Annotated in this window: 9 protein-coding genes; 4 read left to right on the top strand and 5 right to left on the bottom strand. The window is 46.2% G+C overall.

Annotation, left to right across the window (positions count from 1 at the left end; translation table 11 throughout):
- The 4 genes from H740_RS09570 to H740_RS09555 form a co-directional block, all read left to right on the top strand.
- Nucleotides 1-1,153, top strand: a 1,153-nt coding sequence (locus tag H740_RS09570) for an OmpP1/FadL family transporter (RefSeq protein ID WP_002953568.1), incomplete at its 5' end; no start/stop codon positions are given.
- A gap of 9 nt (nt 1,154-1,162) precedes the next feature.
- The gene (locus H740_RS09565; protein ID WP_002953567.1) at nt 1,163-2,707 is read left to right on the top strand and encodes a fatty acid--CoA ligase; all 1,545 of its coding nucleotides are present in this window, start codon (nt 1,163-1,165) and stop codon (nt 2,705-2,707) included.
- Entirely contained in the window at nt 2,707-4,434 is a 1,728-nt protein-coding gene (locus H740_RS09560) for an ATP-binding protein (protein WP_002953566.1), read from the top strand. Before H740_RS09565 ends, H740_RS09560 begins: the two co-directional genes overlap by 1 nt.
- A 211-nt stretch (nt 4,435-4,645) precedes the next feature.
- Nucleotides 4,646-4,810 (top strand): hypothetical protein, encoded by a 165-nt coding sequence (locus H740_RS09555; protein ID WP_231679346.1) that lies wholly within the window; start codon nt 4,646-4,648, stop codon nt 4,808-4,810.
- A 110-nt stretch (nt 4,811-4,920) separates the two neighbouring features.
- On the opposite strand, the gene H740_RS09550 is transcribed toward H740_RS09555, so the two are convergent.
- The 5 genes from H740_RS09550 to H740_RS09530 all read right to left on the bottom strand — a co-directional run bounded on the left by H740_RS09550 (nt 4,921) and on the right by H740_RS09530 (nt 12,822).
- Entirely contained in the window at nt 4,921-6,756 is a 1,836-nt protein-coding gene (locus H740_RS09550; protein WP_002953565.1) for a dynamin family protein, read from the bottom strand.
- Nucleotides 6,749-9,013 carry a dynamin family protein gene (locus H740_RS09545; protein ID WP_002953564.1) on the bottom strand — a complete coding sequence of 755 codons (2,265 nt, stop codon included), beginning with the start codon at nt 9,011-9,013 and terminating at the stop codon, nt 6,749-6,751. The genes H740_RS09550 and H740_RS09545 overlap by 8 nt, the downstream gene beginning before the upstream one ends.
- A gap of 167 nt (nt 9,014-9,180) precedes the next feature.
- Nucleotides 9,181-10,545 carry a coproporphyrinogen III oxidase family protein gene (locus H740_RS09540; RefSeq protein WP_002953562.1) on the bottom strand — a complete coding sequence of 455 codons (1,365 nt, stop codon included), beginning with the start codon at nt 10,543-10,545 and terminating at the stop codon, nt 9,181-9,183.
- A gap of 184 nt (nt 10,546-10,729) precedes the next feature.
- Entirely contained in the window at nt 10,730-12,046 is a 1,317-nt protein-coding gene (locus tag H740_RS09535; protein WP_002953559.1) for a hypothetical protein, read from the bottom strand.
- Between the two features lie 35 nt (nt 12,047-12,081).
- Nucleotides 12,082-12,822, bottom strand: coding sequence for a DUF2314 domain-containing protein (locus tag H740_RS09530; protein WP_002953558.1), 741 nt, complete (start codon nt 12,820-12,822; stop codon nt 12,082-12,084).
- Between the last annotated feature and the right edge of the window lie 224 nt (nt 12,823-13,046).

The raw sequence follows: 13,046 nt of genomic DNA, 5'->3' as shown, positions 1-13,046 counted from the left end.
TTTAAACTCAAACGTCGCGACGAGCTTCGGTCCCGACGCAGCCTATAACAACCCGGCAAATATGGTATTTTTGGGCGGCGGACACTATCTAGAAAGCTCGCTAACCTACCTGCGCATGTCAAAGACGAAGTACAGACACTATAACGGCGACAAACTAACGTCTAGAAGAGCGACCGCGCTCGTGCCTACGTTTCACTTCGTGACGCCGCAGTTTGGCGACTGGCGCTTTGGCCTATCAGTCGTCGTGCCTGCGGGAATGTCGATGAGATGGGACGAAAATTTGCCTAAAGCCACCTCTAAAAAATTTGATCTAAAAGTGATCGAGGTAAATCCTAGCGTCGCCTACGCGCTAACCGATAATATCGCGCTAGGCTTTGGCCTGCGCGCCGTTTACGCTAGAGGAGAGGCTGTACAGGAGGTTTCAGGCGCCCTGCCCGCCTCGCAGGATATCAAAGGCGACCGCGTAAATTTCGGCTACAACGCGGCAATCACCTATAAACCGACCTCAAATTTGAGCCTAGCGGCCACCTACCGCTCAAAAGTAAATATGAATCTAAAAGGCGACACCGACATCAGCGCGCCGGCGCATCCGAGAGGAGCATTTCCAAGCGGCTCGTATAGCGGCAGCGCAAAGCTATCCGTACCGCTACCTGCGAGCTTAAATTTAGCCCTATCGTACAAAATCGCGAATACCACGCTGCTATTTGATTTTGAGAGAACTTATTGGTCGGCGTGGAAAGAGCTTGACTTCGACTACCCGGGCGCCTCGGCCGCTCACTACCGCAACCCGTTTTTTGCGGCATTTGACGCCTCCAAAAAGCGCGACTGGAAGGATAGCAACGCCTACCGCATCGGCGTAGCGCACGACGCGACGGATAAGCTCCGCCTGATGGGCGCGGTTACGTTTGACGAGGCCGCCTCTAGAGCCGATACTACGGGCTTTGATCTGCCGGACACCAAGGCCGTTATCTACGCAGCGGGCTTTAACTACAAATTTACGGACGCTTTGGAGCTGGGAGCTAGCTACTTCTACCAAGACAGAAAGGCGCGCGACGTGCACTACTACTCAAACGCGTCGGGACTTTATCCAAACGGCAAATTTGAGCGCGGCAACGCTCAGGCGATAAATTTGAACGTAAAATATAAATTTTAAGGCCCAGTCATGAACTACCCTTACGAAAATTTCGAGGATATGCTAAACGCCGCAGTAGGTAAAAACGGCGGCGGTATCGCGATCTATACAGAAACTAGCAAGATTAGCTACAAGCAGCTACGCGCAGACGCCTTTACGCTGGCTGCGTTTTTGCAAGGCATGGGCGTGAAAAAAGGCGACCGCATCGCGATGATCGTAAATAACTCGCCCGAGTTTATCGCTAGTTACTTTGCCATCACGCTACTTGGCGCGATCGCAGTGCCGATAAATACCTTCTTAAAATACGAAGAATTCGAGTACATCATAAACGACTGCAGGGCGAAATTTCTCTTTGCCTCGGCCGAGCTAGCCAAAGAGATACGCGGGCTAGAGAGCAAAACGGCGATCAAAAAGATCGTCTGGATCGGCGATAGAGCCGAATTTGACGGAAACAATATCGCCTACGCGCACGCGCTAAACTGCCGTATAGAGCTAAATTTGACCGACCGACCGAGTATCGACGACCTAGCCCACATCATCTACACATCAGGCACCACAGGCAAGCCAAAGGGCGCGATGATCAGCTACCGCAACCTCATCTCAAACGTCCAAGGCGCGCACGAGGTCTTTCACGTACGCACGAAAGATAGATTTGCCGTATTTTTGCCGATGTTTCACAGCTTTACTCTCACGGCGATGGTGCTGCTACCGATATTTTCAGCATGTTCGCTTATTTTAGTAAAGTCCATTTTCCCGTTTTCAAACGTCCTAAAACAAGTCCTGCTCAAGCGCGCGACCGTATTTTTAGGAGTGCCGGCGATCTACACGGCTATCGGCAAGGCCAAAATCCCGTGGTATTTTCGCTGGTTTAACTGCATTAGGATTTTCATCAGCGGCGGAGCGCCTTTGGCCGAGCAGACTATTACCGATTTTCGCGTCAAATTTCCGCGCGCGGTGCTGATAGAGGGGTACGGCCTTAGCGAATGCTCACCTATCGTCTCGGCAAATACGATGCAAAAACAAAAAATCTCAAGCGTCGGCCTGCCGCTACCGGGCTACGAAGTAAAATGCATAAACAACGAGTTGATGGAGCTGCCATCAGGCGAGGTCGGCGAGCTAATCGTAAAAGGCGACTGCGTGATGCAGGGCTACCTAAATATGCCAGACGCCACAGATGAGACGATCGTAAACGGCTGGCTACGCACGGGTGACCTCGTCAAGATCGACGAAGAGGGCTATATCTTTATCGTCGACCGCAAAAAAGACCTCATCATCTCAAAGGGCATCAACATCTACCCGCGCGAGATCGAGGAGGTGCTATTTAAGCTGCCAGAAGTCGAAGCCGCCGCGGTTATCGGCGTCAGAGACGAGCACGCGGACGAGGAGGTCACGGCGTTTATACAGTTTAAAGAAAATATGAGCCTGAACGAAAAAGATATCCGCGCTCACCTCAAAAAACACTTGGCGAATTTTAAAATTCCAAAGACGATTTATTTTAAAGACGAGCTACCTAAAAACGCGACGGGCAAGGTGTTAAAGCGCGTTTTAAAAGAGCAGATAAAGGATGAAATTTAGTGCGGTTTTTGATAGAGTTTATCGGCGGAGAGCAAAATTCTAAAATTTCCTCGCTCATAAAATGCAGCGAAAACGAGGCGAAAATTTTACGCCACCTGAGCAAAAACTACGTCGAAGGTACTCCGCAAAGTAGCGCCTACGACGTGCTTTGCGTGGTTTTTGGTAGCGAGGAGTATAAATTTTTAGCAGGCCTTGCAGACGTAAAGAGCCTGCTAGAAAGCGGCTGGATCGTGCAGGGCTTTTCTATATTTAAAAACCCTAACGCAGACGGTGCGGGCTCAAATTTACTCGGTCTACTTCACAGCGAGATCTCGCTCTCGCCGCTTTTTCTTAAAATCTTAGAAGAGGGCGAGTTTGTGCTTACGCTGCCATCAGTCGCGCCCTACGCCGATCATCTTGATTATCTAAAAGATCAGTTTTTACGCGTGGAGCTTTACGGCAAGCTCTCGTTTTTTAGCAAAAACGTATCAAGCGACGCCAAAAGCCGCCTCGAAAAAGACGTGAAAGAGCTAGAAGCCATCATCGAAAAACGGCTAAATTTAAGCAAGATTTCGATCTCCGTCGAGCAAATTTTCAAAGATAACTCGCTAAACGACAAAGAGCAGCTTATTTTCCTCGCGCTTTTAAAGGAAGAATACGTCGACGAAACGGATGCAAACCGCGATCTAAACGCGCTTGTTGGGATTTTGAGCGCGGACGAATTTGAACGCATCAAAAATCGCGCCCTACTGGACGAAGGCTCAAAGCTAATCGAAAACGGCCTCATCGACTACGACGAGTCGCTAAATGCTTACGGCGGCTTTAGCAGGACGTTTTATATAACCGACGAAATTTTACAAAGCGTAATGCACCCCAAAACCGAGAGCAAAAGCAAAAAACTAGCGCTAGAAACTCTCGTAAAAGAGCAGGAGATATTTGAGCTCATCGAGCCCTCAACCGACATAAACGACGTCGTACTGGACGTCAAGGTAAAAGAACTGCTAGACGCGATCCTAAAGCAAGTAGACCGCCGCGTGCTGGCGCGCCTATCTAGCTGGGGCATCAAGTCGCGCAAAAACGTGGACGCCAAAATCATCTTTTACGGACCGCCGGGTACGGGCAAAACCATGAGCGCGCTAAGCCTCGCAAAGAGCCTAAAAAAGCAGGTTCTTAGCTTTGACTGTTCTAAAATTTTGAGTAAATACGTCGGCGAGAGCGAGCAAAACGTGCGTAAAATTTTCGACACTTACAAAGAAATCTGCGCCAAAAGCAAGAGCGAGCCCGTGCTGCTGCTAAACGAAGCCGATCAGTTTCTAAGCACACGCGTCGAGGGCAGTAGCGGCGCGGACAAGATGCACAATCAAATGCAAAATATATTTTTGGAGCAAATCGAGCGGTTTGAGGGCGTGCTCATCGCTACGACGAACTTCTTGCAAAGCCTAGATATCGCGTTTTCTCGCAGGTTTGATTATAAGATCGAGTTTAAAAAGCCCGACCTCGCCGCTCGTCTTGCAATCTGGCGCAAAGTGCTGCCCGAAAATGCGAGCTTTGAGGAAAATTTCGACGTCAAGCAGCTGGCTAAATTTGAGCTAAGCGGCGCACAAATCATGCTCGCGCTCAAAAATACCGCGCTAAAAGTCGCCGTGCGCGAGGACGGGATATTTACGATGAGCGACTTTGAAAGCGAGATCAAACGCGAGATGAGCTCAAATTTCGGCGAGGATAAAAAAGTCGGGTTTGACGGGTAAATTTGCCTGAGTTTTGATATATGGCGGGTTAAATCTAGTCAAATTTGACTAGATTTTATAGCGCTTGCTCTAAATTTGCGCTACTTACTCGGCTTTATAGCGCGTTCTTGCAAATTTGAGCGTCAAATTCGTAGCTCGACGGGTGCAAATTTGGCAAGCGATTTAAATTTATCGTAGCCCTAGCTACTCAAATTTGAAAAGGTTATCAAGCATGAGTGATTTTTTACTACGCCAAGTCAAGCTATTTTTAGGTATCGCAGCCGTTTGCGCTCCGCTATGCACGGTCATCTACTTCATATCAAAAGAGTATTTCGACGAAATTTTAGTCGGCATTTTCATCACGTATATTTTCCTGCTCGTTGTTTTCGTTTTTTAAATTCATCAAGCTACTTTTAGGCTTCAAGGACGAGAACAAAAAGCCAGTTTGGGAGCAAATTTTAACTTGGCTGTCAAATATCGCTTAGATCGCCGCGCTCAAAGCAGGATTTACCCGCCAAACCCTTCGCCCGCTTTTAAAATTTCATCCCTTAGTTTCTCGTGTCCAGCCGATAGAGCCGCGATCTTAGCTAGTTTTTCGTCCTTTATCTGCACAAATTCGCTCTTTAGCGCCGATAAAATTTTATTTAAAAACGACGCATTACCAAGCATCTCGTTTTCAAATTCGTATAAATTTAGCGACGTCAAAACGCGGTCTTGCACCTCGTCAAAGCTCGGGATAAACAGCGCAAAGCCGTTTTGCTCGTGCGCGCGCATCGAGCCCGCGATCTTTTCTTTTAGAAAATACACGGCGATCTTGACGGCGTTTTCGTAGTTTGCGGCGACTTTGAGGTTTAGCTTTTCAAAAAATAGCGCCGTCTTTTGCAGCCCTTTAAATTTCGCCGTCTCATAGTCTCGTAAAAACGTCCTATACACCTGCCCCGCATACGTTCTAACGTCGGCAAATACGGTATCAGAGTGCGTTTCGTCCTCTTTTTGCACGTTTTCAAATTCCGATTTATAAATCATAAATTCGCGCTCCAGCCGAGCATAAATTTCATCCAGCGCCGCGCCGATTTCTTCTTGTAGCGCGCTTAAGTCCCGCTTATACGTTCTAAAAAATTTGGCGAATTTCACGTCGTTGTAGATGAGTTTTGAAAACACCTCGTCGCTGTCAAAATCAACCGCCTCATACGAGCTAGCTTCAAAATACTCGCCCTTTAGTAGCGTTTTTCGCGGCGCGTATTTATACTTTTTCACGCTTTTTAGGCTGGCTAGAATCTCGTCTGCAACGAGCTTTGCGACGTGTTTTAGCTCGTTAAAGGCTAGCTCGATTTTTGGTTTAAAATTTTCTTGCACGGCTTTTAAATTTGACTCCAGCTCGGCGTCAAATTTCACGATTATCTCGCCCGCTTTTTCGTAAATTTTAGCGATTTTTTCGTGTTGTTCGGCGTTTACGGCAACCAGTCTAGCGCACTTTTCGCGGACAAACTCTTCTTTTATCTCTTCGCCGTCAAAAAGCTCATGGACCGCGCTTATCACTTCGCTAAAATTTGACTCCGCCAAAAGTGTCGCGTTGCCGTTTGCCTGCGCCGTTACGGCCTGCTTTGCAGAAACCGCAATGATGCGCTCAAAAAATCCCACGTAGGTCGTTTGCGCGTGAGTTTTGAGGCGCTCAAGCTCGTCGTTGCTTAGTTTATCTTTTTGATTTAGCAAGCAGATCGCCGTTTTGCCTCCGCCAGCTAAAAATTCCTCGATCTGTGCGGCTTCGCTAGCGCGCGCGGCGTTGTCGGCCAGGCTTAGCCAGATGACGCCCGCGACGTCTTTTAGCACCTCGTGCGTGGCGGCAGTGTCAGCCTTTGAGAGTGAGTTTAGCCCAGGCGTATCGACGAAATTTACCAGCTTTAAAATTTCAGAGGGCGCATAAACGCAAAGCCTACTCACATCATCGCCAAACACGCGCTGATCGACGAATCGCCCGATCTCCTCGACGCCCAGATACAACTCTCTGCCGTTTTCGTAAAGCACGCTAAGCCCGGGCGCGGTGCCGTATCTGATAAAGGTCGGCTTTGAGGTGACAGGAGTTAGACCCGAGGGCAAAATTTCGCTACCCAAAAGCGCGTTTAAAAACGTAGATTTGCCGCTAGAAAACTGTCCGACGATAGCGACCGTAAGCGGGCTGGATAAAAACAGATCAAGCTTATTTAGCTCGCGCTCTAGCTCAGCGCTTGGGTGAAATTTGGGCTCGGTTAGCTCGTTTTGCAGCCGCCTAAATCGTCCATGAAAATCGTCCGAAAATATCTTAAAATACCGCGTTTTATACGCGCTTATAAACTCCTCAAACACTTTGTAGCTCCAAATTTATAGCATTTATCGCCTCGCTTTGCGAGTTTAGTCGCTCTAGCTCGCGCGAGTCCCGCCCGCTAGTTTTCGCTAGCTCGGCAAGCTCGTTTTTTAGGGCTTCTTCGCTGATTGCTAGCGCCTTTTCTTGCTCTTTTAGCGCGGCTTCGATACGCTTTTTAAACTCGCTCTTTTCAAATTCGCTAAGCTCGAAAACGAAATTTTTTATCCGCTGGGTGCTTAAAAACTCCTCCGCGGCTAGTTTGGCAGCCTCGGATACGCCTTGCGCGCCCGAGTTTGCCGCGTTAGTCACTGCGTCCGCGACCTGGGCGTACTCTAAATTTATCCCTTTTGATTGCAGATAGTCGTTTATGCTAAAGACCTTAGCTGCCGCCGTTTTGTCATCAAATTCACCAAATTTTAACGCGATATTTTGCGCACATGCGGATATTTGCCGCACGATTTCGTTGCGATTTTGACGCATTAGAACGACGACGCCGTCTTTTATCGTCGTTTGCGCGATACGAGCCAGACGCTGCGGATCGATCTTTTGTTTTTTAGAAGCCGCGTAGTTTACGTCATCCGCGGTGCGCTGCTTTAGCGTTTGCGCAAGGGATTTTAGCCCAAGCTCGTAGCTAGCTGCGGTTTTAGCCGTATCTAGGCGCTCTAGCTCCTCTTTTACCGCGTCTCTCACGTCCTCCAGGCGGCTAGCTAATGCGGCCTTTTGTTCGTTTAGCTCGGTGAGCTTTTGCGACAAGCTCAAATTTGAACCCATTAGCTTTAAAATCTCACTTTGCGTATCCGCCGCAAACTGCGCACAGACGCAGCCGAGCTCCTTTTTATATGCCTCGATACCAAGGCAAGATTTTTGGCTATTTTGCCCAAAAAGCGTCTCGTAAAGATACCCCTTAAACTCCTCGACGCCGCTGTTTTGCCCGCCCTCAAAGTAGCTTTTAGCGCTCACGGCGAAAAACTCCGCCCCGATACCCAGCTCCCGCGTGCGCTCCTCGACGCTCTTTTTGGCGTAGGCAGCGACCTCGTTTAGCTCGCCTTTTTTTAGCACGTCGGCGTGAGTTAGCAACACGGCGAGCTTTACGGCGTGCGAGTTTTGCAGGCTTGAAACGATAAAGTCCAGATCCTTTTGCGTGGCGCTTTGCGAGACGTTCATCAGGTGCACCATCAGATCGCACTCCCGCATAAATCGCCGTACCAGCTCCTCGCGCGCAGCCACCGCGTCGTCGATGCCGGGCGTGTCGATGATGCGCACGTTATCCTTTAAAAGCTCCAAATTTTCGTAAAGTTCGACGCTTTTTACGAATTTAGCGTATTTGGAGTCCGCCGAGGTGTAGAGCTTGATCTCGTCAGTTTTTACCGTTTTGCTAGCGGGCTGATCGGAGCAAATTTGACCCGCGTTAGAGCTTTTAAATTTAACCGCCTGCTCGTCGCCGTCCGCGTCAAATTTACTATTTAAATTTTGCTCGGTTTCGCTCTCAAATTTGACGCCTGTTTCGCCGTAAATTTCGGCTATTTCGTCATCTTGATCTTGCGCTATTCCAAGCTCTTTTAGCTCCGCCTCGCTCCAAAAATTTACTTTTGCAAAAGGTTCGGGCGCATACTTTAGCACGGTCAAATTTATGGTTTCTGGCACATTTGAAGCGCCCAGGATTTTCTTACCCAGTAGCGCATTTAGCAGGGTTGATTTGCCCGCGTTTATGATGCCCGTGACTGCTACGTTAAACTCTAGCTCACGCGCTTTTTGGCGCGCTTTTGCCGCTGCGTTTGCGACGTCCGCGCCAGGATTTAGCGATAAAATTCGCTCGCAGATATCATTTAGCGCGTCTATTTTTTGATGAAAGACGTCTGATTTTTTAAAATTTGAGCTCTCTTGCTCGTTTTGAGACGGCAGATCCGCGCTAAGAGAGCGTAAAAACTCCGAGAGCCTGCTAAAATGCGCGGCGGAGATTATGTTTTCGGTTTGCAGGATTTCCAGCGCGGCGATGAGTTTTGATTTTGAGATTTTTGCGGATTTTAGAGCGTTTATTGCGCCTAGCTGAGCGCACTGCAGGCTGTATATGTCGGCCTTTAGCCCAAGCGCGTGAAGGATGTCCCTAAACTCCTTTAGCGCCATAAATCTATCGAAATTGTTAGCATCCGCCGCAAGCAAAACGGCGAGGCTTCGCTCGTCTGCGAGAATTTGCGTTTTGGGGTCTAAAAATAGCTTAAGAGCGCCCCAAATTTCGCTTAAAAATTTATCCGTATCCACCGCTTCGCCTTTGGTAAAATTTGCGCCCGCAAGGTCGCTTTCGGGGCGAAATTTAGCATAAATTAAATTTAAACAAGCTTGGGCGGCGGTTTATTTTCGTGATAAATTTAAAGTAGTTCTCAGGAGAGACAAATTTGACGGCAAAATCGCGTCAAATTTACTCAAATTTACATAGCGGCTCGCGGCTGAATGATGTTTTGTTCAAATTTCTGCTCGGTGTCTTCGCTCATGATGCGAAGCACTTTGCTACGTTTGATCTTCGCGTCGTTTTTAAATATCGCGCGCACTTTGTCCATGCCAGCATAAAAATCACGCATGAGCACGACGCAGATGTATTTACCAAAAAACGTCGGCTTTATGACGCCGTTTTCTTCGTAGATCGCATTTACTAGCTTTAGCAGGCTAAGCTCGACAAATAGGTCTTTGTTGATATTTGCGTCGTTTTGTTCGTTGTAGGCTTTGATATCGACTGCGCCATCAAAAAGCCTTGTTAAAAACGTATATTTTAGTCTCTCTTTTTTGCTAAATGCGCATTTTGCGATGACAGCGCTTTGCCTATCTTTGATCTTTCTGCCGTAGTCAAGTAGGTTAAATGCGTTTATAACTAGCTCGCCGTCAAGGAAGCTAAATGCCCCGCTGCCCACACCCACGTACTCTAAATTTGAGCCCACGTATTCGTCGCGAAGGTCGGCGCTTTTTTCGTTTGAAAATGCCCAAGCGTTGCTTTGTCTGTAGCCGCTTTTAGCAAATTCGCTTACGATGATCTCGTAAAATTCGCGCTCGTTATCGACGTTTGAGACGCCCAGCGAGCGAGCGATGTTCTCTCTCGTTAGCTCCGATTTCATGAGCGGATAGAAGGTGATCTGCTGCGGAGAGATCGATTTTGAGACGCTTATGTCGTTTATGAGCTGCTCTTTTGTTTGATTTGGTAGGTTAAAGATGAGATCCAGGCTGATGACCGGGATCTTGCCAAGAGCCTTCTCGAGCTTTCTTTTCGTCTCTTCTGCCGAGCCAAATTTATCGTATCTGCCAACTCTTTTTAACGTCTCGTTATCAAAGCTTTGCACGCCTATGCTTAAGCGGTCGATAAGCCCGTCAAAACGGCTGAGGCTTTCTGGCGAGATGTGGTTTGGATCGCTCTCGGCCGAAATATCTTCGATGCTAAAGAGATCCTTTGCGAGTTTTAACGTCTTTTCAAGCTCAGGTTCGTTGATAAGCGTCGTGCCGCCGCCCACGTAAAACGAGCTAAAATCAAAGCCAGCCTCTTTTATCTGCCTCATCTCCTCGCGTAAATTTTCAAAGTAAATTTTCGCAAGCTCCTGCTCGTAGTGGTACTTGTGAAACGAGCAATACGGGCAAAAAGTGTGACAAAAGGGAACGTGTGCGTAGAGCATGTATTTTTTGTCTTTTTTTGGAGTTTTAGTGTAAGTTGTGGTCAAAATGTCTATGTTAAATTCGTTGTATAGTGATTTTTGAATAGAATTATGAGCGTAATTTACTGCAAATTTTTCTATAATATTCTTAAATCCCACAATTAATTCCTCTTTTTAATTTTTATCGCGTATTTTACTTAGGTTTTGCTTAAAATAAAATTTTAAGGCCCTAGTCTAGCCTATTTAAATAAATTTAACGTAAATTTCGGTGTGGAAATTTACGGTTGCGCTTATATATCTTTTTGTTGTATTTCGTTAAATTTTATCCATAAGCTTGAATATTTTACTCCTTAGCCCTTGAGATGATCTTGCTCGAGTCAAGCTCAAATTTCACTCCGTCTTTTGCCTGCAGATAGTAAAATTTACCGATATTGCAAAGCGACTTAATGCCATAAATTTTAACCGTCTTTTCATCTATCTCACAAGGTCTTTGATCTTTGCCTTTCGCCTTGCAAAGAGACTTTGGTAGGGCATTTAGCGCACTTTTATCAACTAGTAGAAATTTATAATCCACATCGCCTATATTAAATATTTTGGCTGAGTATTTGATAAACAAAAGCGAGTTTGAAACTATCATAAGAGTGAGTGCAGCGTAAAATACAAACGAAAAGTCCTTGGTTTCTTTGATGCTTGAAACGCCTAGCATAAACGAGAGCATGAATGAGCAAAATAGCATCCAAAGCGCCAAAAATTCGCTATTTTTTGAGATAACAACCGAAATGATAAAGAGTAAAATCATGAGAAACGACAAAAGATAGATGATAAAATTTGGTCTATCTTTAAAGAAAACTGCCAAATTTACTCCGGCGTAGGAGAGTAACAATAGCGATAAAATAGCGCCCCAGCCGTAGTTTAGCTTGAAGGCTGCAAGGGCTAAAACGGCAAATGAGACGAGCGTTAAAACGTAGATGAAATTTGAGTTATAAAAAAATAGAAATTTTGGCTTTTTAAATTTGTACTTTTTATCGTCTTTTTGGTATAAAAATGAGATAAAAACCAGGACTAATATCTCAAAAAAGGTGATAAATGCGGTAGCGCAAAAGAGCAAAATGCCCGTAAATATCATCTCTGAACTATCTAAGCTCGGGAAATATCCGATCTCGGAGCCAAAATACAAAAAGTAGCAAAGCACACTAATAATCGGCACGATGAAATTTGAATGCCTAAAGAAAAAAGCAACGCACTCTTTTATGAAATTTGCCTTTAAATTTGCCGAGTGCTCACTCAAACGACTCTCGAAAAATGAGTTTAAAAGTAGCTCGTTTTTGACCTTTTCAAGCTCGTCTGACTCCTTTGATAGCGCTCTTTTGTAAAATTCATAGTTTTGCTCGCTAAAGTCTTTTTTGATCTCGTCTTTTATGTCTAAGACAATAAGAACGATCTGCTCTTTTATCTCGACGAGCCTTTTTGAAATTTCAGCAAAATTTGTCCTATTTAGCCTATCAAAAAGATCGCTCTCTTCATTTAAAAGAGCGATCAAACGCGCTTGTTTACTATTTCTTATCTCGCAACATGAAAAACTCGCCTTTAAGAAATTTACAAATTTTTTAGCGTTTTTAATGCTCTCGTCTTTTTGGTTTAAAATATCTTGGTAGCTCAAATTTTACCTATCTTATTTAAAATTTATAAATTTAGTTATCTAAGCACCTTTGCGATTTCGCTCCAGCCCAAATGCTCGGCTAAATCAGCCGCAGTTTTACCGCTTTTCGTGCGTACGTTTTTGTCCGCGCCGTTTGCTAGCAGTACGTTTATGAGCGTTAGGTTGCCCGCGAGCGCCTCGTGGTGCAGCTGCGTAAACCCGTGCTCATCGGCGTCCGTGATGATACTTGGGTTCTCTTTTACGTATTGCTCAAATTTCTCGCGCACATTTTTACACATCGGGTGCTCGGTCAAATTTTCCGGGTGCTCTTTTTGCTCGTAAACGACTAAAATATCGTTAAAATCGCCAAAATCAAGCCCCCACGCTTTATCGTGCTCTTTTAGCTCGCCCTTTTGCATCCGCGAGCGCATCGCCTGCACGCTAAAGCCGCCGTACGCGCGTCCGCCCACCGCAAACATCCAGTCGCTCATCTCATCTATCTTTGCGTTTACGCGGTCGCCGTTTTTTACGTTTTTCACGGCATCAGGCTCGTTTACGAGCGTGCCCGAGATGGTCTCGCCGTCAAAATCCACGTCGTTTATCCACATGTGCTCGCCCACTTCCTCGCCGTCCACGACGTCTAGGAAGCAAATTTTAACCATCGCAAAATCAAGCCCAGGCACGACTCTGTGGCGCTCCCAGTAAAGTTCGCGCCAAAAATACCTAAAACTCTCGCGTGCCTGCTCGAATGCGCGCTGTATATAGTCCTCTTCGTTACTTGCGAAATAAATCGGCATTTGCTCTCCAAGATCTACCTATTTGCCGAAAATTTTCTTAAAAAAGCCCATTTTTTATCCTTATTTATTTTTAGATTGAGAGCTAAAATTTCGATACGTTAAATTTGCGGTTAAATTTGACGAACCGCCAAATTTTGAATGAAAAAAATAAAGCGACGGTTTCGCAAAATTAGGCGAGGCGATTTAAATTTTTGCGACGGGAGTTACCGAGTGGGTAATGACCG

Source organism: Campylobacter showae CC57C, from assembly GCF_000344295.2.
Taxonomy (GTDB): Bacteria; Campylobacterota; Campylobacteria; order Campylobacterales; family Campylobacteraceae; genus Campylobacter_A; species Campylobacter_A showae_B.
The sequence above is the reverse complement of the archived record's forward strand: the minus strand, read 5'-3'. Positions and strand labels throughout refer to the sequence as shown.